The sequence below is a fragment of the Aureimonas sp. ME7 genome, assembly GCF_903970965.1.
Classification (GTDB): domain Bacteria; phylum Pseudomonadota; class Alphaproteobacteria; order Rhizobiales; family Rhizobiaceae; genus Aureimonas.
Genome location: NZ_CAJCKW010000007.1, coordinates 71,125 through 93,976, shown reverse-complemented (window position 1 = coordinate 93,976; position 22,852 = coordinate 71,125). Strand labels below are relative to the sequence as shown.

The window sequence follows — 22,852 nt, the reverse complement described above, 5'->3', positions numbered from 1 at the left end:
GCCATGCGACCAATCGCGGCACGCCTATTTCGTGAGCTGCGACCGGAAGCGCTCGATCGTATGGGGCCAGATCCACCGCTCGCAAGCGATTTCGCGGGGGCGAAAGCGTTCCAGGCTATCGAGCATCCCCACCATCGCCGCGCCGAAATGCTCGGCCGGCGCGGTGCGTCCCGTTTCCGGCGTGATGAACTGGAGCCCGCAGGCGAGGCGCTCGTTGGCGAGAACCGGCAGGCCCGCCAGCATGTATTCGGTGAGAATGGCCGGGGCGCCGTCGTCGACCCCGCACACCACGCCGATCCTGGCCGCGTTCATCAGCCGGTTGACCTCGGCAAAGGGAACGCCGGGCGGGCCGACGAAATCGACCTGAAGGCCACGGGCCATCGCCTGTTCGCGAAGCTCGCCCCCCATCTCGCCATATCCGAAGACGCAGAGCGCCCGCAAAGGTCGCGGGGCGCTCGCCAACGCGTCGAACAGGATGTCGTGCCGCTTGTAGGGTTGGGCAGCGGCGACATAGACGACGTCGTAGGGCTTGGGCTCACCGAGCGGACGGAAGGTCTCGGGATCGGCGAATTCCGGCCCGATCGGCATCACGGCAGTCGTCATGCCAGGGTGGCGCGCTTCCACCTCGCGCGACTGCCAATCGGCGCCGGTCAGGACGAGGTCGAAGTGACGGCCGATCTCGGGGGGCACGCGAAGCGCGGGCGCGTCGATCGAGTTGTAGACCTTGAGGCTCGCCCGGCAGGCCTCGAGGATGCGCTCCTCGACGCCCAGCCCCAGGACGACGAGAATCTCCGGTGCGCCGACGGTCTCGATGAAGCGCAGCATGTCGGTGGAGCGGAAGGGCGCGCCCTCCCCGTCCAGCCGGAACACGCGGCGGGCGAGATGCGGGCTGTCGCGCCGCAGGGGCGGAACGTCGGCCGAGCGGGCGAAGTGCCAGATCTCGGCATGGTCGGCGAGCCCGGCATGCACGCAGGCGAGCGGCAGGCGTTCGAGATAGCCGCCGTGGACGGCCGGCGGGGCGCTCCCGGCGCCGGCGCCCGGCCCGAACGGCTCGGCGGCAAGGCGATCCGGCCAGCCGGCGGCCTGCCGTTCGATCGCCTCCGGCTCCATGTCGTGCGGCGGCCAGCCTTCCACGAGATCGCCGATCACCACGATCGCGGGTGGTCTCGCCGGCGTCGTCGGGAGTGCCATGATTCGTCCTTCGCGCCGGAATGCGGGCGGTTTCCCTTAACGGAGCGGCCGGACCCGGGGCAACGGCGGCGGGGCGGAGAATCCAGTATGTCGCAGCCCGCCGGTTGACGAGCCCACCGGAAAGACGAGCTTTTGAAACGCGCGAACCGCTGCCCGTTCCCTCGGCCCGGTTTCGCCAGACCCTTAGGAAAGGCCCGTCATGAACGCTCTTCCCCCGTCCCCAAGCCCCAAGCCGGTGTTTCGCGAGGTCGTCGGCGAGGAGGCGTGGGCGCGGCTGGGGAGCGCCGTGCGTCGGCACTACTTCCTGCGGCCGGACACGGACGACGCCATCACCGTTCGCGGCCGGATGGGCGAGGTCCGGCACAGCGCCCTTGCCACCTTGATCCTGCCCTTCGCACGCATCGCCGGCGCGCTGGTGCCCTATCAGGGCAGGGACGTGCCGATCGAGGTGCACTACCGCGTGCGTGGCCCGCGCATCCATTGGGACCGGGTGTTCCACTTTCCCGGTCGTGCGCCCTTCCACTTCCGCTCGTTCATGGTGCGCTCAGGGTCCGGCGAGGTGATCGAGTTCGTGCGCTTGGGGATCGGCATGCGCATGAGGGTGAGCGTCGAGAACGGGGCGCTGGTGTTTCGCGGCGCGGGCTATGTCTGGCGCCTGTTCGGCCGCGACTGGCCCATTCCCGCCGGCCTCCTCCTCGGCCGCGCCGAGGTGGTGGAAGGGCCCTGCGAGGGGCCTGACCGCTTCGAGATGGCGATGCATCTCCGCCATCCGCTGTTTGGCGAGCTGTTCCGCTACGACGGACGGTTCGAGCTCGGAGCCGAGGCGCCGGCGAGCGTTCCCTGAAGGCTGTCTGGCACGGCATCGACGAACCGGGCGCGCTCGGCTAGCGAGGGTACCATGCAGGTGTCGCGGCGCCCGAGCAGGCGGTAGCGGTTGCGAGCCAGAAGCCGGTAGGCCGCGTCGCGAAGCGGGCGCGGCACGATCCGCGCGAGCCGCAGCCACCGCCACGGGGCGGGCAGCCGATCGTACAGCGCCAGCACCGCGTCGCTTTCCTGCAAGGGCCGTCCGCGATCGAAGAACATGAAGGTGGTCGGGTCGTCCGGATCGAGCCCGTGGCGCGCCGCCAGATGGCGCCCGTAGGGCGACTGGATCGCGGTGAAGCGCAGCGCGCCCGCCCGGTCGATCTTCAGAAGAAGCTGCACCTGCCCCGAGCAGAAGTTGCACACGCCGTCGAACACCATCAATCCATCGGGCGCGTCGGGGTCGTGAAGAGATCGGGAGGGTTGCATGGGGGATGAACTGTTCAACGCGGAGGGCGGTTTCAAGGGCCCACCGGCATGTGGCGCAATCGCTCGAAATCGAGGCGACGCGTCAAGAAAGCGTCCACGAAAACCGGCCCCTCCCTTCGCGCAGCGCATTTCGCGCTCGCTTTCGGCTGGTTGTCCTCTACAACCCATGCGCAGTCATCGGGGGAGTTTCGCATGATCCGGCCTGTGTTCGCAGCCGCCCTTTTCGCATCGGTGTCGAGCCTGCCGGCCTTGGCGCAGACCTTCGACCAGAAGCCCGAGCCGGCCGCGGCGGGCACCAGCGAGTCGGTTGCCAAGGTCCGCGACGCCTTGATCGGCTATGTCACGGCGATCCCCTTCGATCGCGGCGTCCTGCGCGTCGAGCCCGACCCGGCCGGGCAGCGCATCACCATCGATCCGGCCGCCGTCCTCACAGAATTCGTCGGCACGCCGGTGCGCTTCGCCCCCTTCTCCTATGTGGTCAGCGAGCGGGCGGACGGAACCTGGAACGTCTTCAGCGACGACAGGCTGGACATTTCCGCCTCGCCGGAGCTGAACGGGGTCCGGCAGAGCTTCGTCTACACGCTGGACCGGCAGATGTTCAAAGGCGTCTTCTCGCCCGAGATCGCCGCCTTCCTGTCGGCGGAGGCGGGTGCGGAAGGCATGGTCAACGAGCAGAGCGATCCGTTCAGCCGCTCGGTCACCAACGTGCGCACCACCAAGATGACGCTGACGGGGGCCCCGAGCGCGGAAGGCGGTGCCGATCTCGGCTTCCGCCAGACCTACGAGGGCTACAAGCAGACCACCACGATCACCGTACCGACCGACGAGGGGCATGGTCCGGACGGCGAGGCGACGCCGGGCGAAGAGGCCGCGCCGAACGGCGAGACGACGCCCGGCGAGGCGGCGGTGCCGTTCTCCTTCGGCTTCGAGGCGAGCGCCGACGCGGTGGAGGCCGAAGGGTCGATCCGGAACGGGCGCACGGTCGCGGTCGCCGACCTCTACGCGCTGGTGCTGCGCCACGCCGACGACCTGGAGAAGGATGCCAAGGCGACGCTGGCGGGGCCGTTCGGCACGGAGCTCAAGACCGCCCTCCAGGCCGTCCTGCCCGTGTGGAGCGAGCTCGGCGGGTCGGCGTCGGCGCGGAAAATGGCGATCACCTCGCTCTACGGCGGACTCGAGATCGGCGAGGCGCGTCAGGCGCTGCGCTTTTCCGGTGTCCAGAACGATGCGTCCTTCGACATCGACTTCGGTTTGAACGCGATCGCGGTCCAAAGCCCGTTCGTGCCGTCCTGGGCCGTCTCGCTCCTGCCGCGCGAGATGGCGCTCGGGCTTGCCGTGTCGGGCGTCGATCTGAAGACGCCGGCCGACCTGGCGCTCGCCGAGGTCGACTTCGCCAAGGACCCGCCCTTGTCGGAGGAGACGCAGGCCCGCGTGTCCGCCGCCTTCGATCCGTCGAAGATCCGCACGAAGCTGAAGCCCAGCCGCATCCGCGCGGACGATTTCGACATCGCCTTTTCCGGTGATTTCGCGTTTGCCGACGAGCAGCCCTCGGCCGAGATCGCGGTGGATGTCGGCGGGCTCGACACCGCGATCGCCACCCTCCAGAAGGCGGCCGCCGAGCAGCCGGAGCTGTATCAGGCGGTGGGCACGCTGCAGTTCGTCAAGGGGATCGGGCGCCCGCGCGCCGACGGGCGCCTGGAATGGCTGGTGGCCGCCGCCGCCGACGGGTCGGTCAGCGTCAACGGCACGGTGCTCAAGGGGCCCGACACGCTGGACGAGCCGGACGGCGGAGACGGCCAGGATCTCCTGCCGGGCGACGAATTCCCCGGCGACGAAGCGCCCTTTGATGAAGCGCCCGGCGATGCGCCGGCGGACGAGGGCTCCGACCTTTAGGCCTCGGCCGATCGGCAGCACGCGACCCAGTGAGACGCCCGCGCCCGGTCAGGCACCGTGCGCGGGCGTCGCCTCCATCGAAGCCTGGACCGGCGCCCGAGCGGGCGCGAGCGCCCGCACGAGAACGTAGAACAGCGGCGTCAGGAACAGGCCGAGGAGGGTGACGCCGATCATCCCGGAAAACACCGCAATGCCCATGGCCGAGCGCATCTCCGCACCCGCCCCGGTCGAGAGCACGAGCGGCAGGACGCCCATGACGAAGGCGAGCGAGGTCATCAGGATAGGCCGGAGGCGCAGGCGCGCCGCCTCGATCGCCGCTTCGCGCGCCGATCGCCCTTCCGCTTCCAGTTCGCGCGCGAACTCGACGATGAGGATGGCGTTCTTGGCCGACAGGCCGACGAGCACGATCAGGCCGATCTGGGTGAAGATGTTGTTGTCTCCCCCCGTTGCCCAAATCCCAAACAGCGCCGAGAACAGGCCGGCCGGCACGATCAGGAGGATCGAGATCGGCAGGGTGAGACTCTCGTACTGGGCGGCCAGCACCAGAAACACGAGAAGGATCGCGAGCGGGAAGATCACGACGCCCGAATTGCCGGCGATGATCTCCTGATAGGTGAGCTCGGTCCATTCGAAGCTGAAGCCGGGCGGCAGGGTTTCCGCCGCGATGCGCTCGACCGCGGCCCGAGCCTGGCCGGACGAGAAGCCCGGCGCCGCGTTGCCGTTGACGTCGGCGGCGAGGAACCCGTTGTAGCGCAGCGCCCGCTCGGGGCCGGCGACCGTGTCGACCTTCATCAGAACCGATAGCGGGATCATCTCGCCCGAGTTCGAGCGCACCTTGAGGTTGCCGATGTCTTCGGCCCGAGCGCGGTAGGGCGCGTCGGCCTGGACGCGCACCGAATAGGTGCGGCCGAACTGGTTGAAGTCGTTGACGTAGAGCGAGCCGAGATAGATCTGCAGCGTGTTGAAGATCTCCGTGACGGAGACGCCGAGCTGGCGGGCACGGGCGCGGTCGACGTCGGCAAAGAGCTGGGGCACGTCGATGCCGTAGCCGGTGAACATGCCGGTGAGCTCGGGCGCCTGATAGGCTTTCGCCAGGAAGCCCTGCACCACGTCGTCGAGCGCCTGGTAGCCTTGCCCTGCGCGATCCTCGATCTGCAGCTTGAAGCCGCCGATCGTGCCTAAGCCCTGCACGGGCGGGGGCGGGAAGATCGCGGTGAAGGCCTCCTGGATGCCGGCGAACTCGCCGTTCAGCTTCTGGGCGATGGCGCCGGCCGACAGCTCCGGCGTTTCCCGCTCCTCGAAGGGTGCGAGCGTCAGGAACACCACGGCGGCGTTGGAGGAATTGGTGAAGCCGTTGATCGATAGGCCCGGGAAGGCGATCGTCGATTCGACGCCCGGCACTTTGAGCGCGATCTCGCCCATGCGGCGCGCCACCGCGTCCGTCCGGTCGAGCGAGGCGCCGTCGGGCAACTGCGCGAAGCCGACGAGATACTGCTTGTCCTGCGCCGGCACGAAGCCGCCGGGCACCTTTTGAAACAGAACGGCGGTGAGCGCGACGAGGACGACGTAAAGCCCCAGCATCATCCCCTTGCGGGTGACGATACGCCCGAGCCCGTTGCCGTAGCGGCGCGACGAGGCGCCGAAGAAGCGGTTGAAGCCTCGGAAGAACCAGCCGAGCGAACCGTCGAGAATGCGCGTCAGCCGGTCCTTGGGCGCGTCGTGGCCGCGCAGGAGGAGGGCGGCCAAGGCGGGGGAAAGCGTCAGCGAGTTGAAGGCCGAGATCACGGTGGAGATCGCGAGCGTCAGCGCGAACTGCCGGTAGAACTGGCCGGTCAGCCCCGAGATGAAGGCGAGCGGCACGAACACGGCGACGAGCACCAGCGCGATCGCGACGATCGGACCCGACACCTCGCGCATTGCCTGATAGGTCGCCTCGCGGGGGTTCAGGCCGTTCTCGATGTTGCGCTCGACGTTCTCGACGACGACGATCGCGTCGTCCACGACGATGCCGATCGCCAGCACCAGGCCGAACAAGGACAGGGCGTTGATCGAGAAGCCGAGGAAATGCATCACCGCGAAGGTGCCGACGATCGACACGGGCACCGCCAGCAGCGGGATGATCGAGGCGCGCCAGGTCTGAAGGAAGACGACCACGACCAGCACGACGAGGACGACGGCTTCGAGAAGCGTGTCGATCACCGCCTCGATCGAGGCGCGCACGAACTGCGTCGTGTCGTAGACGATCTCGTAGTCCACGCCCTCGGGCATGGTCTCCTTGATCTCGGCCATGACGCTACGCACCTCGTCGGCGATCGCGATGGCGTTGGAGCCGGGCGCCTGGAACACGGGGATCGCGACGGCGGGCTCGTTGGAAAGGAGCGAGCGCAGGGCGTATTCGGACGCGCCGAGTTCGACGCGGCCGATGTCGCGGATGCGCGTGATGGCGCCGGTTTGCGCGTCGGTGCGCACGATAATGTCGGCGAACTCGTCCGCGTCCTTGAGGCGGCCTTGCGCGTTGACGGACAGCTGGAATTCGACGCCGGCCACGCTCGGCGAGGCGCCGATGACGCCGGCGGCGGCCTGGACGTTCTGCTCGCGGACGGCGGAAACGACGTCGTTCGCCGACAGGCCACGGGCCGCGGTCTTCTCGGGGTCGAGCCAGATGCGCATGGAATAGTCGCCCGAGCCGAAAAGCTGGACCTGGCCCATGCCGTCGATGCGCGCGAGGCGATCGCGCACATTGAGAAGCGCGTAGTTTCTGAGATAGGTGAGGTCGTAGCGCCCGTTCGGCGAGGTGAGGTGGACCACCAGCATGAGGTCGGGCGAGGATTTGACCACCGACACGCCGAGGCGGCGCACTTCCTCGGGTAGGCGCGGCTCGGCTTGTGCCACACGGTTCTGGACGAGCTGCTGCGCCTGATCCGGGTCGGTGCCGATGCGAAAGGTGACGGTGAGTTGCATCACGCCGTCTGTGGTCGCCTGGGAGCTCATGTAGAGCATGCCCTCGACGCCGTTGACGGATTCTTCGAGCGGCGTCGCCACCGTTTCGGCGATGACCGCGGGGTTGGCGCCGGGATAGGTCGCGCGCACCACGACGGACGGGGGCACGACCTCGGGATATTCGGAGATCGGCAGGGCGAAGATCGAAAGAAGGCCGCCCAGAAAGATCATGACGGACAGGACGCCCGCAAAGACCGGGCGGTCGATGAAGAACCGGGAGATGTTCACGGGGAGGGGTCTTTCGGACGAAAAATGGGAGGGGGCATCGACCCCGACGGAGCCGGAGAGAAAAGCTCCGCCGGGGGACGCCGGTCAGCGCGCGGGGGACAGGTCGGCGCTGGCCTGCCGGTCGAGGGAGCGACCGGTTTCGATGGACACCATCTGGGGGGCGACCTTGGCGCCGGGGCGAAGGCGCTGCAGGCCGTTGACGACGACGCGCTCGTTGGCCTTGAGCCCGCTTTCCACGACGCGCATGTCGCCCGCTGCGGGGCCGAGCGAGACTTCGCGGTACTGGACGGTGTCCGTGTCGTCGACGACGAGGACGTAGCGCTTGGCTTGGTCGGTGCCGACCGCGCGCTCGGACACGAGAAGCGCGGGCTCGGCGCGCGGGGCTCCGAGGCGGATCCGGGCGAACTGGCCGGGAAGAAGCGTGCCGTTCGGGTTGGCAAAGGCGACGCGGATGCCGACCGTCCCGTTGGCGGCGTCGACGCTCGGGTCGATCAGCTGGATCCGACCCTTGGCCACCCGGCCGTCGGCCAGATCGAGTTCCACGGGCACGTCCTCGGCCCCCTGCCACCCGCCGGCGCCCGACACGAGGCGCTCAACGGCCTCTTCGTCGGCGTCGAACGCGGCATAGATCGGGTCCACCGAGACCATGCGGGCGAGAACCGGCGAGGCGGCGCCGGCCGAGACGAGGTTTCCGGCGGTCACTTCGAGGCGGCCGATCCGACCCGAAACGGGCGCGCGGATGTCGGTGTAGGCGAGGTCGAGCCGGGCGGTGCGCAGATTGGCGTCGGCACTGGCGACCGCCGCTTCCGCTTCGCGCGCGCTCTGGACACGGCGGTCGTATTCGGAGGCCGCGATCGTGCGGTTGCCTTGGAGCTGGGCGCCGCGCTCGAGCTCGCCCCGGGCAAAGAGAAGGCGGGCCTTGGCGGCTTCGAGGTCGGATTCGGCCCGCGACACGGCGGCCTCGTAGGGCGCCGGGTCGATGGTCAGAAGCGGGGCGCCTTTCTCGACGAGCGAGCCTTCGCGAAAATGCGCTGCCTCGACCGCGCCGGGTACGCGCGAGCGGATCTCGACGCGCTCCACCGCTTCGAGACGGCCGGAATAGCGTTGCCAAAGCTCGACGGGCCGGCGCTCGACGCGCGCGACGGAGGCGGGAACGGCGGGCGGCGCTGCCGGCTCGGCGGCTTCCGCCCCTCGGGCGACGCCCGCCTCGCGCGCCATGATGCCGAGGCCGAGGAATGTGGCGAAGAAGGCGGCGGCCGCGGCGGCCGCGAAGACGGCGGCGGCCCAGTTCAGAAGGGAGCGGATGCGGGCCATGGGATTTCCTTCACGAGAAGCGGGCACGAGAAGCGGGCGGAGGTGGTCAAAGGAGAAGGGCGTTGATCTCTGGAGGCGCGTCGAGGTGCTCGGGAGCGGCCGAAAATTCATTCTTGCGGGCGGCCGGCGCCCCATCGTCCGGAAGGCCGGCGCGCGGGGTTAGAAACCGCAGGAGGCGGGTGGCGAGGCGATCCGGGACGGTTTCGGAGGGTGAAACGGGAAGGCAGAGCGACATGGGGAACATCCTTGTTGGCGAGCGTCGGCGACAAATCGGCGCGATCAGGACAAGGCTCGCCCGCGGCCCTTCGGCCGCGGGCGAAGAGGGCGGTCAGAAGCTGTCGGAGCCCGGCACCAGAATGCCGCTCGAAGCCGAGACCGGAGCGCCGGCCGTCCGGTTGGCGGCGCGATCGTCCGCTTGGTCGGAGGCGCGGATCGTTTCGTGCGTCGTCGGGTAGCCGAAGCGGGTGTCGGCACGCTCGCGAGAGGCGTAGTGGCCGGTGGCCACCGCCGTGTCGCCGATCGACTGCTGGCCGCGAACGCTCGTGTCCGAGCCCGGGACGAGGCCGTTGGCAAGGCCGAGGCCCGTGGACAGGAGAAGCGTGGCGGCGGCGGCTGCAAGAATGCGGGTCATGGGATATGTCCTTGGTAAAATCGGGTCGCGTTCGTCCGGCCGCGGCCGGGGGCCGCGGATCGCTGTGCGACCCGTGATGGTTTGGAAACCGGGCAGGCGGAATGCGAGGACGCAATTCGTCGGCCCGCCGCCCGGCACCATGCCGGCGGTCGGTGGTGGTCATGCGGGGCCGGCGACAACGCTGGCCGGCTCGCGTCGGCGCCCTTCATGGGCGGCCGTCGGAACCATCGGCAGGGAACCTTTCCGGTTCATTACCGATCGGTATGGAACGAATTAAGGGCTTGGAACCAACCTGTCAACGGAGTATTTTACCGACAGGTATAAAAATTTGGAGGCGGCCGTTCGAGCCGCCCGGTCGAGAAGGAGACGAGAGATGGGTGTCGGTCGTCCGCGCGAGTTCGATGCCGATGTGGCGCTCGACAGCGCGATGGAGCTGTTCTGGCGACAGGGCTACGAGGGAACGTCCCTGTCGGACCTGACGGAGGCGATGGGCATCGCCAAGCCGAGCCTTTATGCCGTGTTCGGCAACAAGGAGGAGCTGTTCCGCAAGGCGCTCGACCGCTACGCAGCCAAGCGCCCGGATGCCGCCTGCGACGCTTTGAAGGAGCCGACCTCGCGCCGGGCGGTGGAGCGGATGCTGCTCGCCTTTGCCGGCGTCGACGCAGAGGGCGATACGCCCAAGGGCTGCCTGATGGTGCAGGGGGCGCTGGTCTGCAGCGAGGCGAGCGAGGCGATCCGCCAGGAGCTCTGCTCGCGGCGCGCTCAGAACGAGGCCGCGCTCTGCCGGCGGCTGCAGGAATGGAAGGACGCCGGCGATCTGCCGGGCCATGCCGACCCCACCGATCTCGCCCGCTACGTCATGTCGGTCGCCAACGGGATCGCGGTTCAGGCGGCCAGCGGCGCCAACGCCGAGGATCTCCGCCGCGTCGTCGCCATGACGATGCGCACCTGGCCGCCCGTGTGAGGGCGCGCTCCGCCGGCTTGAGGGTCCGGTGGACGCGATCGCCCGAACGGCGATACACTGAGCCCATCCGAGGCGGGCAGGGACACGAGCGACGAACGGAATGCGGCTTCTCCTGGTGGACGACGATGCCGAGATCCGCGCGCTTCTCGGCCGGTACCTGGAAGCGCAGGGCTTCCGCATCCGTCTGGCGACGAGCCTCCACGAATGCGAGCAGGCGCTCATTGAGGGCGGCATCGACCTCGTGGTTCTCGACGTCATGCTGCCGGACGGCTCCGGCCTCGACCTGTGCCGTCGTCTTCGGGGCGAGCGGCCGGGGCTTCCCGTGATCCTGCTGACCGCCTTGAAGGAGGATATCGACCGCATCGTCGGGCTGGAGATCGGCGCCGACGACTATCTCGGCAAGCCGTTCAACCCGCGCGAGCTGGTGGCGCGCATCCGCGCGGTGCTGCGCCGGCAAGCCTCGCCCGTGCCGGCCGGGGCAACGCCGGAGCCCGCGCCGGCGCCCGGCGAGGCGCTGTATCGCTTCGAGGGCTACAGCGCCGACCCCGTGTCGCGCGCCGTGCGCGACCCGGAAGGGCGCGAGATCGCGTTGACGGGAACCGAATTCGATCTCCTGCGCATCTTTCTCGACCATCCCGGCCGCCTCCTGTCGCGCGACGCCCTGTCGGAGCGCCTCTACGGCCGTTCCTCGCCCGATCCGCTCGACCGGACGGTGGACGTCGCCATGAGCCGGCTTCGCCGCAAGTTCGGGGACAACGGCGTGTTTCGCATGTTCAAGACCGTGCGCAACGGCGGCTACCAGTTCGCCGCCCGGATCGAGCGGGACGCCCGGCTCCGGTGAACTCGCTGCGCACCCGGCTGATCCTGTTCCAGGTCGCGGCGATCGTCACCGTGGTGGTTCTGGCCGCCGGAGGCACGTTTCTCCTGGTGGACAAGCCGGACGACGGGATGCTCCTGCGTGCCCAGGTCGAGCAGGTGGCGGCCACCGCGCGCCTCGTGGGCGGCTCGCCCGAGCGCGCCGAGGCGGCCGGGCTGAAGCTCGGGTCCCGGCCGGCGGGGGAGGCGGTGGACGAGGACGAGACGCGGGAGATGCAGGAGGCGCTGGCGGCGGCGGGCACCCCGCTTCCCGTTCTGGTCGCGAGCGCGGGCGGACGGATGCGCGAGGTCGCCGTGCCGCTTGGGGGCGGGCCTTGGGTGTTTCTGCGCTTGGCCAGCGCCCCGCCGCCGCCCGTGCGCCCGATGCTGGCCTACGTGTCGCTCGTGATCCTGGGTGCGGGCGTGGTTTCGCTCGCCGTCGCCGCGCGCGTCCTCAGGCCCGTGCGCCTGATGGACGAGATCATCGCGAGCGTTCGCACCGACGGAACGCTGTCGCCCGTCGCCGAGCGCGGGCCGCCGGAGGAGCGGGCGATCGCGCGCGCCTTCAACGCCCTGTCGGCGCGCCTGTCGGCCGGGGTGGAAAGCCGGATGCGCTTCGTCGCGGCGGCCGGCCACGACCTGCGCACGCCGATGACGCGGCTTCGCCTGCGCGCCGAGTTCCTGCCCGAGGGCGAGCGCGCGGTGTGGCTGCGCGATCTCGCTGAGATGGACGCCATCGCCGACAGCGCGATCCGGCTGGTGCGCGAGGACGTCGATCTCGCCTCGTTCGATCCGGTCGCGCCGGCCGACCTCCTCGCCGAGATCGCCTCCGAACTCCACGATCTCGGCATGACCGCCGAACTCGGCACCCTGTTTCCCGCCGCTCTGGTAGAGGCCCAGCCGCTGGCGCTCAAGCGCGCCCTGCGCAATCTGGCGGAAAACGCCGTCCGCCATGGCGGCGGGGCAAGCATCGCAATGGAGGGTGACGGGAACACCGTCGCGATCACGATCGAGGACCGGGGGCCCGGCATTCCCGAGCCGCTTCTCGGCCGCGTCTTCGAGCCGTTCTTCCGGGTCGATCCGGCCCGTCGCAAGGGCGACGGCGGCACCGGGCTGGGCCTCGCGATCGCCAAGGATATCGTCGAGCGCCAGGGCGGGCAGCTGACGCTGCGCAACCGCCCGGGCGGCGGGTTGCGCCAGGAGGTCCGCCTTCCGCGCCTCGACGAGGGCGCGCCTAGGGAGTGAGCGTTTCGCCGACGGCTCCCGCCACCGCGCGCGCCCAGGACCACCCGCTGCGCGCCAGCGAGCCGATCCGCCCCTCGCCCTCTCGCACGGGTTCCAGAACCGCCGCCGGCTCGGGATCCGCCATGGGAATGGAAGCGGTCATATCCGCCGCTTCGGGGCCGGGCCCTGGAGCGGTATCGGCGACCGGCGCCGGGACGTGGTTCGCCGCCAGCAGCGGATCGCGCGACTCGCAGCCCGGCACACAGCGGTCGAACAGGAGAACGCCGTTCGAAACCTCCGGTACCGTACGACGCTCGGCGAGCCGGACGGGCGCGGGCGGCACCGGGCGGATCCAGACCGGCAGCCGCCCGGTTCGGGCGTCGGCCGGGCTCCTGTCCTGCGCGAAGGTCGTGGCGGCTGGGGCCGGTCCTGGGGCGGCGTGGGCGGTCGCCTCGGGCGCTGGCTCGGGCTCGATGGCCGTCGTCCCGGGAGTCAGGAAGCCGGGGCCGAGGTGGAGTACCGTCTGGATGCCCCCCATCGCGATGCTGGACACCAGGGCCTGAAGCGCTACGCGGCGAAGAAAGCTGCGAAGGATCGACATCGGCCTAGCGGCGCTCCAAGGCGACGTCCACGAGGCGTACGCCCCGTTCGCTCGGCAGGCAGGTCGTCGCCTCGCTCGAAGCGGAAACGGGACCTTCGGCGATCTCGTCCATCTGGGACGGGGCGATCTGCCGTTCCCGATCCGCCCTCAGATCGGGTATGGCATAGAGAAACAGCGCGATCCCGGTGCACGCCGCGATGCGAAACGCGATCTCGCCGACCGAAGGCGGCACCCGTTTGTCCCCAGTCTTCATCCGCTGACCCTTCGTGTCGTGGCAAGGCGAGGGGTAGCGGCGGGCTGCGGCGGAAGGGCGTCACCCACGTGACGAAACGTTACGATTTGTATCCGTGGCTGGAGCACAACACCCGCGCGGCGGCGGCTTGGCGCTTCCTTGTCCCTCCCCTAAAGCTCGGCCATGGTTTGGCTTCGCATCCTTCGCGCCGTGCGCGCGCCCTTCGAACGTCGCAAGAGGATCTCCCCGCCGCCACCATCACCGCAGACGGCCCCCGATCTCGGCACGCTCCTGCCGCTTTGCTCCGTGTTCGCCGATCCGGATTTCCGCTTCGGCCACTGGCAGGGGGGCGAAGCGCGGGACGGGGTGGTGGAGATGGCCTGGTTCGCCTTCTCGCCGGAGGCCGACGCCTTGATCGCGGCGGCCTATCGCGGCCATTGGGTGCGGCCGGAGATCGATTGGGCGACATGGGGGCGCGGGCCCGAATGCGCGCGGCTGCGCTCCGACCCGGCCGCACTGGCATCCGCCTCGGCGAGCGAGCTCGCCCATCTCCTGACCCTCCTCGTGCGGGGCGACCGCTTCAACGAGGGGTTTCTCAACGCCGCCTTCGAGGAGGGCCTCCTTCATCGCATCCTGGCGCGCGTCGAAGCGCTCGCCCGTGCGCGCTGACGGATCCGATCCGTCGCGACGCTTCCCCATACGCTTTCATGCTGTTCAAGTGGGTTGAACATCGCCGGGTTTGCGGGCCATATCGGCTCTCGCACCGGTTGTTTGCATTCCGAGAGTCCCATGAGTTCGGCCCCAAACGTTCCCAAGCTGAAGAACGCCCTCTCGGGCAGCCTCGATTCGGCGCCTGCCAAGCTCGGCATGCGGCTCAAACTCGCCCGGCAGACGCGGGGGTTGACGCTGAAGGGGCTGGCGACCGCCGCCGGCTGCTCCGAAAGCCTCCTGTCCAAGGTCGAGAACGGCAAGGCGTCCCCCTCGCTTCCCATGCTGCACCGCCTCGTCGAGGTGCTGGACACCAATATCGGGCGCATGTTCGAGGAAGCCGACGGCGAGGAGGGCGTGGTGTTCCGTGCCGGGCAGCGCCCGCTGATCACGCTGGATCCCCTGCGCCAGGGCGAAGGCATTTCGTTGGAACGGGTGATCCCCTATTCCACCGGCCATCTCCTGCAATGCAACATCCATCATATCGACGGGGGCGGCGCCAGCGCGGGGCCGATCCGCCATGTCGGCGAGGAGGTCGGCTACGTCATCGCCGGCGAGATCGAGCTTCATGTCGGCGATCATGCGTTCCACTTGAAACCGGGCGACGCCTTCGTGTTTCCTTCCGACCGCCCCCATCACTACCGCAACCTCGGAACGGAGCGTGCCAGCATCTTCTGGGTGAACACGCCGCCGACATTCTAGGCACGAGGCGGGGTCGAGCCCCTGCTCGAAATAGCGAAACCGAGGCGCTATCGAACGTTTCGTGTTCGAAAACCAGCAGCCCAATTTTCATGCTGCGATGCACAAGGATGCAGCAGTTGCAAACGCTGCGAAATTCTTCGTCAATATCATTGACACGCATTCAAGTCTCTTGAATTCTATCGCTGGCCCGACGGCTCGGCCCGCGGATGGAACCGCTCGATCAAGGAGACTCGGAAAATGCGCCTTCCCCAGCTTCTCGCCGGCTCTGCCGCCGCGCTCGCCCTGTTCGCCGGCCTCGGCTCGGCCGCCATGGCCGATACGTTCGCGATGGTGACGATCAACAGCCAAGCCCTCTTCTTCAACCAGATCAACGACGGCGCGAAGGCGGCGGCCAAGGCCGCCGGCGCCGAGCTCGTGATCTTCGACGCCAACAACGTGCCGGCCGCCCAGAACACGGCGATCGAGAACTACGTCACCCAGAAGGTCGACGGCATCATCCTGATCGCGATCGACGTCAACGGCGTGAAGCCGGCCATTACCGAAGCCAAGAACGCCGGCATCCCGGTGATCGCGATCGACGCGCAGATCCCGGACGGGGACAACGTCTCGTTCGTGGGTGTCGACAACATGATGGCCGGCGAGGAGATCGGGAAGCACTACGCCGACTATGTGACGAAGGAGATGGGGGGCGAGGCGAGCGTCGGCGTCGTCGGTGCGCTCAACTCCTTCATCCAGAACCAGCGGCTCGACGGTTTCAAGAAGGCGGTGGGGATGAGCGGCGCCAAGGTCACCTTCCTCGACACGGTGGACGGGCAGAACGTCCAGGACGTGGCGCTCGGCGCCGCCGAGAACCTGATGACCGCCAACCCCGCGATGACGACGCTCTACGCCACCGGCGAGCCGGCTCTCATCGGCTCGGTCTCGGCGGTGGAAAGCCAGGGGCGCCAGGGCGACGTCAAGGTCTTCGGCTGGGACCTGACGGCCCAGGCCGTCAAGGGCATCGACGAGGGCTGGGTCGCCGCCGTGGTGCAGCAGGATCCCGCCGGCGAAGGCAAGGCGGCCGTGGAAGCGCTAAGCCGTCTCAAAAAGGGCGAGACGGTCGAGCCGATCATCAACATCCCGGTGACGATCGTCACCAAGGACAACGTCGACCGGTTCCGGGGCATGTTCCAGTAACGCCGCTTAAACCCCAGGGCGGGGCCATTGGCGCCCCGCCGCATACCCTTCCTGCAGCCGGAGGCGTCATGACGACCATTCCCGACCGGGTCGCGATGACCGGGATCTCGAAACGCTACGGGCCGATCCAGACGCTGGACGACGTGTCGATGCGTCTGGCGCCCGGCGAGGTGCTCGGCCTCGTCGGCGACAACGGGGCCGGCAAGTCCACCCTGTCCAAGGTCCTGTCCGGCGCCGTGGTGCCCGATTCGGGCACGATCGAGATCGACGGGAAAAAGGTATCCTTCTCCTCGCCGGCCGATGCGCGCGCCGCGAAGGTCGAGATGGTCTACCAGGACCTGTCGCTCTGCGACACGGTGGACGTGGCGGGAAACCTCTTTCTCGGGCGCGAGCCGCGCCGGCGCATTGCCGGCCTCCACCTTCTCGACAAGCACCGCATGCATGCGGACGCCAAGGCGATGCTGGAGCGGCTCGGCATCGTGATTGCCGACACGAAGCTGTTGGTGGAAAACCTGTCGGGCGGCCAGCGCCAGTCGATCGCCATCGGCCGGGCGGCCTCGTTCGAGCCCAAGGTCCTCATCATGGACGAGCCGACGGCGGCGCTCGCCGTCGCCGAGGTCGAGGCCGTGCTGGAATTGATCCGCACCGTCTCGGCCCGAGGCGTCAGTGTCATCCTGATCACCCACCGGCTCCAGGACCTCTTCCTCGTCTGCGACCGGATCCAGGTCATGTACGAGGGGCGCAACGTCGCCGAGCGACGCGTCGCCGACACCCATATCGAGGAGGTCGTCAACCTCATCGTCGGGCGCAAGTTCCAGGCGCGCTCGGCGCGCGCGGGCGAAGGACCGGCCCCCACGCAAGGAGCGCACGCATGACCCCGACCGGCATCGCCGACGGCCAGCCCCATCTCCATGCGCCGGCAAGCTCTGCCCGCGTGCGCGAGGCGACGCTTCGCGACCGCTTCGTTGCCAACGGCGCGGTCGGCTCGATCGCGATCTTCTTCGCCCTCGTCTGCCTCCTGTTCGGGCTGACGACCGACGCCTTCCTGTCGACGCCCAACCTTCTCAACATCGTGCGCCAGTCGGCCCCGCTCCTGATCGTCGCGGCCTCGATGACCTTCGTCATCACGACGGGCGGTATCGACCTGTCGGTCGGCTCGGTCCTGGCGCTGGTCTGCGCTCTGTCGGCGACGCTCCTGCAAAGCGGCCTGCCCTGGCCGCTGGTGATCGTCGCGATGCTGGCTCTCGGCGCCCTCGTCGGCGCGGTGCAGGGTTTCTTCATCGCCTACGAGGGCATTCCCGCCTTTATCGTGACGCTGGCGGGCCTGTCGGTGATCCGCGGCGTCGCGCTTCTGATCACCGGGGGCTACTCGATCCCGATCGAGCCCGGAAGTTTCTTCATCACCATGGGGCGCGGCTGGCTCCTCGGCGTGCCCATTCCCGCCTGGATCGCGCTCGCCGCCCTTCTCGTCGCCTACCTCGTCTTCAACGCAACGCGCTTCGGCCGATACGTCACCGGCATCGGCGCCAACAAGGAAGCGGTGCGGCGCGCCGGCGTCGACGTCCGGCGCACGCTCATCGCCGTCTACATCCTGTCGTCGACGGCCGCCGCGCTCGCCGGCATCGTGCTCGCCGGGCGCCTCGGCTCGGGCTCGTCGAACTCCGGCCAAGGCTTCGAGCTCGAGGTCATCGCCGCCGTGGTGCTCGGCGGTACCTCGCTCTTCGGCGGGCGCGGCACGATGATCGGCACGATCCTCGGCGCGCTAACCGTCGCCGTCATCGCCAACGGGCTGATCCTGTCGCACATGTCGCCCTTTCTGACGCCGATCATCACCGGCACGATCATCCTCGTCGCGATCTGGCTGAACTTCCGCCTGTTCCGCGGCGCCTCGCGCGGGCGCTGAAGACGATGGCGCTCGATTTCCAGGATGCGGGAACGCGGCGGGCCGGCACCGCCGGGATCGGGGTGCGCTCAGGGCATGTGATGACCGTGGACGGGCCGATCCCGACAGGGGACATGGGCGTGACGCTCATGCACGAGCACGTGTTTCTGGACGGCGCCAAGTCCTGGCGCTGCCCGTGCCACCCGCCCGATCCGGTGCTGAACGAGGGCCCCGTGCGCATCGAGATCATCGGCGAATTGCGCATGAACCCCTACATGAACCGCGACAACGTCTCGCTGGACGACGGGGATCTCGCCCTGTCGGAGCTGAAGATGTTCCAGGCGCTCGGCGGCCACACGGTAGTGGACCCGACCAACTGGGGCATCGGGCGCAACCCGGAAGGCTTGCGGCGCATCCAGCGCATGAGCGGGCTCCGGATCGTCATGGGCTCGGGCTTCTATCTCGAGTTCAGCCATCCCGAATGGCTGGCCGCCATGGATGTCGAGGAGGTCGCGGACCTCATCGTCGCCGATGTCGGCGGCGGACCCGAGCGCCCCGAGATCATGGCCGGCATCATCGGCGAGGTCGGCGTATCCAAGGACTTCACGCCCACCGAGCGCAAATCGCTGCGCGCCTCCGCCCGCGCCTCGGCGCGCACGGGTGTTCCCTTGTCGATCCACCTGCCGGGCTGGGAGCGCCTCGCCCACGAGGTGCTGGACGTCGTGGAGGCGGAGGGCGCCGATCTCCGGCACACGGTTCTCTGTCATATGAACCCGAGCCACGACGACCTCGCCTACCAGACGAGCTTGGCGAAGCGCGGCGCGTTCCTGGAATACGACATGATCGGCATGGACTATTATTATGCCGACCAGGACGCGCAGTCCCCTTCCGACGAGGAGAACGCGCGCGCCATCCGGAAGCTGGTGGACGCCGGCTTTGCCGACCGCATCCTTCTCAGCCAGGACGTCTTCCTGAAGATGATGCTGACGCGCTACGGCGGCTTCGGCTATGCCCACGTGCTTCGCCATTTCGTGCCGCGCCTCCGGCGCCACGGCGTCGACGAGACGGTGATCGACGCGATCATGACGGATAATCCGCGCGCCGTGTTCCAGGCGGCCTGAACCTCTTTCCCCCTATCCACTTCCAAGGAAATACGATGTCCCGCAAGAAGGTGCTCCTCGCCGGCGAAAGCTGGGTGTCCACGGCGACCCACATCAAGGGCTTCGACCAGTTCCCGACCGTGACCTACCACCAGGGCGCGGACGAGCTTCTCGATGCCCTGAAAGACAGCCCCTACGACATCACCTTCATGCCGGCCCATCAGGCGCAGCGCGACTTTCCGCTGACGATGGAGGGCTTGGCGCAGTACGACGCGGTGATCCTCTCCGACATCGGCGCCAACACGCTGCTTCTGCATCCCGACACCTGGATCCACTCCCGGCCGACGCCGAACCGGCTGAAGCTCCTCCGCCAATATGTCGAGGAGGGCGGCGCGCTCCTGATGTTCGGCGGCTACTACTCGTTCCAGGGCATCAACGGCGGCGCGCGCTATGCCCGCACGCCGGTCGAGGACGTCCTCCCCGTCACCTGCCTGCGCTTCGACGACCGGGTCGAGGTGCCCGAAGGCTTCGCGCCCGTGGTCACGGGCGATGCCGCCCATCCGATCCTCGAAGGGCTCGGCGCCGACTGGCCGATCCTTCTCGGCTACAACGAGGTCGAGCTGAAGCCCGGCGCCGAGGTTCTGGCGACGGTGTCGGGCGAATACGGCTCGCAGCCGCTTCTCGTCACCGGCACCTACGGGAAAGGCCGCTCGGTGGTCTGGACCTCGGATGTCGGGCCGCACTGGCTGCCGGGCGACTTCATCCGCTGGGACGGCTATGCCAAGCTGTTCTCCGCCATGCTCGGCTGGGCGACCGCGAAGTAGTTCGCCCGCATGGTCGTTCATGTCCTCGGCAATGCGGCGCTCGACACGACGTTCCGCTTGTCGCGCTTTCCGCAGGCCGGCGAGACGCTGAACGCCGACGGGGCATCGGTGGCGCTCGGCGGCAAGGGGGCGAACCAGGCGCTCGCGGCCCTGCGGGCCGGCGCCGAGGCGACGCTCTGGGCGGCGGTCGGTGGGGATGCGGAGGCGGACCTCGTCCGCCGCGCTCTTCTTGCCGAAGGCCTGTCTGATCGCGGCCTGACGGCGCTGGACTTGCCGACCGACCGCTCGACGATCCTGGTCGAGACTTCGGGCGAGAACCGGATCGTCAGCGCCGTCGCCTGCGCGCGCGCCTTCGACCCGGCGGCAAGCGGGTGGGCCGAGGAGGCACGAACCGGCGACGTTCTGGTTCTTCAGGGCAACCTCGCCCCGGACGCGACGCGCGCGGCGCTGGAAACCGGGCGGGCCTTGGGGTTGCGAACGGTCCTGAACGCCAGCCCCTTGGACGAGGGGCGCGCGATGCCGCTTGCCCCTGCCGCCGTTCTCGTCGTCAACCGCGGGGAGGGAGAGGCGCTGACTGGGGAAAGCGAGCCCGGCCGGATCGCGCGGAACCTTGCCGCGCGCGGCGGCGCGGCGGTGGTGACGCTGGGGGGCGAGGGCGCGGTCTACACCGAGGCCAGGGAGGGCGCGCCGCGCCGCGTTCCCGCCTACCCCGCGCGTGCGCTCGACACGAGCGGGGCGGGCGACGTGTTCTGCGGGACGCTTGCCGCGCGCCTCGCGCTCGGCGACGGGTTCGAGGCGGCGATCCGGCTCGCCATCTGGGCGGGCGCGCTGGCGGTGACGCGCCCTGGCACCTTCGGGTGCGGCCCGACCCGAGACGAATTCCAGACGGAACTTGAAAAGGACGACGCATGACCGACACCCGCAAACCCATCGGCCAGGCGGCCGGCGACACGCTTCGGGCGATCTTCGGGCGCTCCCAGGCGATCATCGGCGTCGTGCATCTGGCGCCGCTTCCCGGCAGCCCGCGCCACGACGGCGAGGCGGTGGAGACGATCTACGAGCGCGGGCTTTCCGATGCGCGCGCCTATCTCGCGGGCGGCTGCGACGGGGTGATCGTCGAGAACCACGGCGACGTGCCCTTCTCCAAGCCCGACGCGATCGGCCCCGAGACGGCGGCACACATGTCGGTCGTCGCCGACCGCATCCGGCGCGATCTCGGAAAGCCCATCGGCATCAATGTGCTGGCCAACGCCGCGATCCCTGCGCTCGCCGTCGCCAGCGCCTCGAACGCCGCCTTCGTGCGCGTCAACCAGTGGGCCAACGCCTATGTCGCCAACGAGGGCTTCGTGGAAGGCGAGGCGGCGCGCGCCATGCGCTACCGCGCGGCTCTGCGCGCCAAGGGCATCCGCATCTTCGCCGATGCCCACGTGAAGCACGGCGCCCATGCGATCGTCGCCGACCGGCCGGTGGAGGAGCAGGTCAAGGACCTCGTGTTCTTCGACGCCGACGTGGTGATCGCCACCGGCCAGCGCACCGGGCACGTCGCCGAGCTTTCCTATATCCGCATGATCAAAGAGGCCGCCAACCTGCCGACGTTGGTCGGCAGCGGCGTGACGCCCGAGAACGTCGGCGATATTCTCCAAGTCGCGGACGGCGTCATCGTCGCGAGCTCCTTGAAGTACGACGGCGTCTGGTGGAACCCGGTCGATCCCGATCGCGTCAAGGCCTTCACCAAGGGCCTTCCCCGGTGACGAGCCGGCCGGCGATCCGCCCCGAGCGTCTGGCCGAGCGCATCCGGCGCTTCGCCGCGATCGGCGCGACGGGGCGCGGCGGCGTCGACCGGCAGGCGCTGACGCCGGGCGACCGGGACGCCCGCCGGCTTCTGAAAAGCCTTGCCGAAGCGCGAGGCTTCTCGGTGCGCCAGGACGAGATGGCCAATCTCTTCGTCCGGCGCGAGGGGCAGGGGCCCGACCGCCCGCCGCTGCTTCTCGGCAGCCATCTCGACACCCAGCCGACCGGCGGGCGCTTCGACGGGGCGCTCGGGGTTCTCTCCGCCTTCGAGGTGCTGGAAGCCCTGGAGGACGCCGGAGCGCGAACGCCCTGCCCCGTCGAGGCGGTCGCCTGGACCAACGAGGAGGGCAGCCGCTTCGCGCCCGGCGCCATGGGCTCGCAGGCCTTCGCGGCCCGCGCCCTCGATCCCGAATGGCTCGAAGCGCGCGCGCCGGACGGGGCCGTGTTGCGCGACGAACTCGCCGCGACGCTCGCTTCGCTGCCCGATCTCGCGCCCGTCGCCCTCGGCGACCCGGTCGCCGGCTATCTCGAACTCCATATCGAGCAGGGCCCGGTTCTGGAGCGCGAGAACACGCCGATCGGCATCGTCACAGGCATCCAAGGGACGTTGTGGCTGGAGATCGCGCTGGGAGGGCGGGCGGCGCACGCCGGAACCACGCCGCTCATGTATCGCCGCGATCCGATGGCGGCGGCGGCCGCCATCCTCGCGTCGCTCTATGCCGGCGTGATGCCGGGCGACGCGCACGCGCGCTTCACCGCCGGGCGGATCGAGGCGTGGCCCGGCTCGGTCAACGCGGTGGCCGAACGCGTGGCGTTCACGGTGGACCTGCGCCATCCGGATGCCGCCGTGCTGGAGCGCCTGGAAGCCGAGCTTCGCGTGGTCTGCGCGCGCGAGGCCGAACGGGCGGGTTGCTCGGTCGCGGTCCGCACCCTGGTGCGCATGGCCCCCACCGCCTTCTCGCCCGCCATGGTCGCCGTGGTGGAGGCGGGCGCCCGCCGGGCGGGTTTGCCTGCCCGCCCGATCGTTTCGGGCGCCTTCCACGACGCGCTGCACCTTGCCCCTCTCGCGCCGACCGCGATGATCTTCTGCCCCTGCCGCGAGGGGATCAGTCACAACGAGGCGGAGGACGTCGAGCCGCGCTTCGTCGAGGCGGGCGCGGCGGCGCTTCTGGGAGCCAGCCTGGAGTTTCTCGAGCGGGGTTAGAGCGTTTCCGATCGAAGCCATGTCGGCTTCGGCGCCCGGACA

General features: G+C 69.3%; 22 protein-coding genes. 15 read left to right on the top strand and 7 right to left on the bottom strand.

Annotated elements, in window-relative coordinates:
* Positions 1-24: 24 nt before the first annotated feature.
* Positions 25-1,191: a glycosyltransferase gene (locus H7A85_RS13475; RefSeq protein WP_244631186.1), complete on the bottom strand. Its 1,167-nt coding sequence runs from the start codon at positions 1,189-1,191 to the stop codon at positions 25-27.
* Positions 1,192-1,390: 199 nt separating this feature from the next.
* Between H7A85_RS13475 and H7A85_RS13470 the strand changes: the two genes are divergently transcribed.
* Entirely contained in the window at positions 1,391-2,035 is a 645-nt protein-coding gene (locus tag H7A85_RS13470) for a DUF4166 domain-containing protein (RefSeq protein WP_182086465.1), read from the top strand.
* Here H7A85_RS13470 and H7A85_RS13465 read toward each other — a convergent pair.
* Complete coding sequence (locus H7A85_RS13465; protein WP_182086464.1) at positions 1,984-2,481, bottom strand: thiol-disulfide oxidoreductase DCC family protein; 498 nt, start codon at positions 2,479-2,481, stop codon at positions 1,984-1,986. The two genes, H7A85_RS13470 and H7A85_RS13465, sit on opposite strands and share 52 nt — an antisense overlap.
* A 192-nt stretch (positions 2,482-2,673) precedes the next feature.
* Between H7A85_RS13465 and H7A85_RS13460 the strand changes: the two genes are divergently transcribed.
* Complete coding sequence (locus H7A85_RS13460) at positions 2,674-4,374, top strand: hypothetical protein (RefSeq protein WP_182086463.1); 1,701 nt, start codon at positions 2,674-2,676, stop codon at positions 4,372-4,374.
* Between the two features lie 48 nt (positions 4,375-4,422).
* On the opposite strand, the gene H7A85_RS13455 is transcribed toward H7A85_RS13460, so the two are convergent.
* The 3 genes from H7A85_RS13455 to H7A85_RS13445 form a co-directional block, all read right to left on the bottom strand.
* Complete coding sequence (locus H7A85_RS13455) at positions 4,423-7,602, bottom strand: multidrug efflux RND transporter permease subunit (RefSeq protein WP_182086462.1); 3,180 nt, start codon at positions 7,600-7,602, stop codon at positions 4,423-4,425.
* Between the two features lie 84 nt (positions 7,603-7,686).
* Positions 7,687-8,916 carry an efflux RND transporter periplasmic adaptor subunit gene (locus tag H7A85_RS13450; protein WP_182086461.1) on the bottom strand — a complete coding sequence of 410 codons (1,230 nt, stop codon included), beginning with the start codon at positions 8,914-8,916 and terminating at the stop codon, positions 7,687-7,689.
* A gap of 328 nt (positions 8,917-9,244) precedes the next feature.
* Entirely contained in the window at positions 9,245-9,547 is a 303-nt protein-coding gene (locus H7A85_RS13445; RefSeq protein ID WP_182086460.1) for a hypothetical protein, read from the bottom strand.
* Positions 9,548-9,920: 373 nt separating this feature from the next.
* Here H7A85_RS13445 and H7A85_RS13440 point away from each other — a divergent pair, with 373 nt between their 5' ends.
* From H7A85_RS13440 to H7A85_RS13430, 3 genes are all read left to right on the top strand, one after another.
* A complete protein-coding gene (locus H7A85_RS13440; protein ID WP_182086459.1) occupies positions 9,921-10,511 on the top strand; it encodes a TetR/AcrR family transcriptional regulator in 591 nt (196 codons plus the stop codon).
* A gap of 100 nt (positions 10,512-10,611) precedes the next feature.
* A complete protein-coding gene (locus H7A85_RS13435; RefSeq protein ID WP_182086458.1) occupies positions 10,612-11,352 on the top strand; it encodes a response regulator transcription factor in 741 nt (246 codons plus the stop codon).
* The gene (locus tag H7A85_RS13430) at positions 11,349-12,611 is read left to right on the top strand and encodes an ATP-binding protein (RefSeq protein WP_182086457.1); all 1,263 of its coding nucleotides are present in this window, start codon (positions 11,349-11,351) and stop codon (positions 12,609-12,611) included. Before H7A85_RS13435 ends, H7A85_RS13430 begins: the two co-directional genes overlap by 4 nt.
* Here H7A85_RS13430 and H7A85_RS13425 read toward each other — a convergent pair.
* Both H7A85_RS13425 and H7A85_RS13420 read right to left on the bottom strand, forming a co-directional pair.
* Positions 12,601-13,191 carry a hypothetical protein gene (locus H7A85_RS13425; protein ID WP_182086456.1) on the bottom strand — a complete coding sequence of 197 codons (591 nt, stop codon included), beginning with the start codon at positions 13,189-13,191 and terminating at the stop codon, positions 12,601-12,603. The two genes, H7A85_RS13430 and H7A85_RS13425, sit on opposite strands and share 11 nt — an antisense overlap.
* Positions 13,192-13,195: 4 nt before the next feature.
* Positions 13,196-13,444 carry a hypothetical protein gene (locus H7A85_RS13420; RefSeq protein ID WP_182086455.1) on the bottom strand — a complete coding sequence of 83 codons (249 nt, stop codon included), beginning with the start codon at positions 13,442-13,444 and terminating at the stop codon, positions 13,196-13,198.
* 162 nt (positions 13,445-13,606) lie between these two features.
* Here H7A85_RS13420 and H7A85_RS13415 point away from each other — a divergent pair, with 162 nt between their 5' ends.
* From H7A85_RS13415 to H7A85_RS13370, 10 genes are all read left to right on the top strand, one after another.
* The gene (locus tag H7A85_RS13415; RefSeq protein ID WP_182086454.1) at positions 13,607-14,092 is read left to right on the top strand and encodes a DUF6508 domain-containing protein; all 486 of its coding nucleotides are present in this window, start codon (positions 13,607-13,609) and stop codon (positions 14,090-14,092) included.
* A gap of 120 nt (positions 14,093-14,212) precedes the next feature.
* Complete coding sequence (locus H7A85_RS13410; RefSeq protein ID WP_244631185.1) at positions 14,213-14,833, top strand: cupin domain-containing protein; 621 nt, start codon at positions 14,213-14,215, stop codon at positions 14,831-14,833.
* 237 nt (positions 14,834-15,070) lie between these two features.
* Positions 15,071-16,009 carry a substrate-binding domain-containing protein gene (locus tag H7A85_RS13405; protein WP_182086453.1) on the top strand — a complete coding sequence of 313 codons (939 nt, stop codon included), beginning with the start codon at positions 15,071-15,073 and terminating at the stop codon, positions 16,007-16,009.
* Positions 16,010-16,077: 68 nt separating this feature from the next.
* Positions 16,078-16,884: an ATP-binding cassette domain-containing protein gene (locus tag H7A85_RS13400; RefSeq protein WP_244631184.1), complete on the top strand. Its 807-nt coding sequence runs from the start codon at positions 16,078-16,080 to the stop codon at positions 16,882-16,884.
* Positions 16,881-17,912 (top strand): ABC transporter permease, encoded by a 1,032-nt coding sequence (locus H7A85_RS13395; protein WP_182086452.1) that lies wholly within the window; start codon positions 16,881-16,883, stop codon positions 17,910-17,912. Before H7A85_RS13400 ends, H7A85_RS13395 begins: the two co-directional genes overlap by 4 nt.
* A gap of 5 nt (positions 17,913-17,917) precedes the next feature.
* Entirely contained in the window at positions 17,918-19,012 is a 1,095-nt protein-coding gene (locus H7A85_RS13390; RefSeq protein ID WP_182086451.1) for a phosphotriesterase, read from the top strand.
* Positions 19,013-19,047: 35 nt separating this feature from the next.
* The gene (locus H7A85_RS13385) at positions 19,048-19,815 is read left to right on the top strand and encodes a glutamine amidotransferase (RefSeq protein ID WP_182086450.1); all 768 of its coding nucleotides are present in this window, start codon (positions 19,048-19,050) and stop codon (positions 19,813-19,815) included.
* A gap of 9 nt (positions 19,816-19,824) precedes the next feature.
* On the top strand, positions 19,825-20,727 hold the full coding sequence (locus H7A85_RS13380; RefSeq protein ID WP_182086449.1) for a ribokinase: 903 nt from the start codon (positions 19,825-19,827) through the stop codon (positions 20,725-20,727).
* Entirely contained in the window at positions 20,724-21,566 is an 843-nt protein-coding gene (locus H7A85_RS13375) for a BtpA/SgcQ family protein (RefSeq protein WP_182086448.1), read from the top strand. The genes H7A85_RS13380 and H7A85_RS13375 overlap by 4 nt, the downstream gene beginning before the upstream one ends.
* Entirely contained in the window at positions 21,563-22,810 is a 1,248-nt protein-coding gene (locus tag H7A85_RS13370) for a Zn-dependent hydrolase (RefSeq protein ID WP_182086447.1), read from the top strand. Before H7A85_RS13375 ends, H7A85_RS13370 begins: the two co-directional genes overlap by 4 nt.
* Positions 22,811-22,852: the final 42 nt, after the last annotated feature.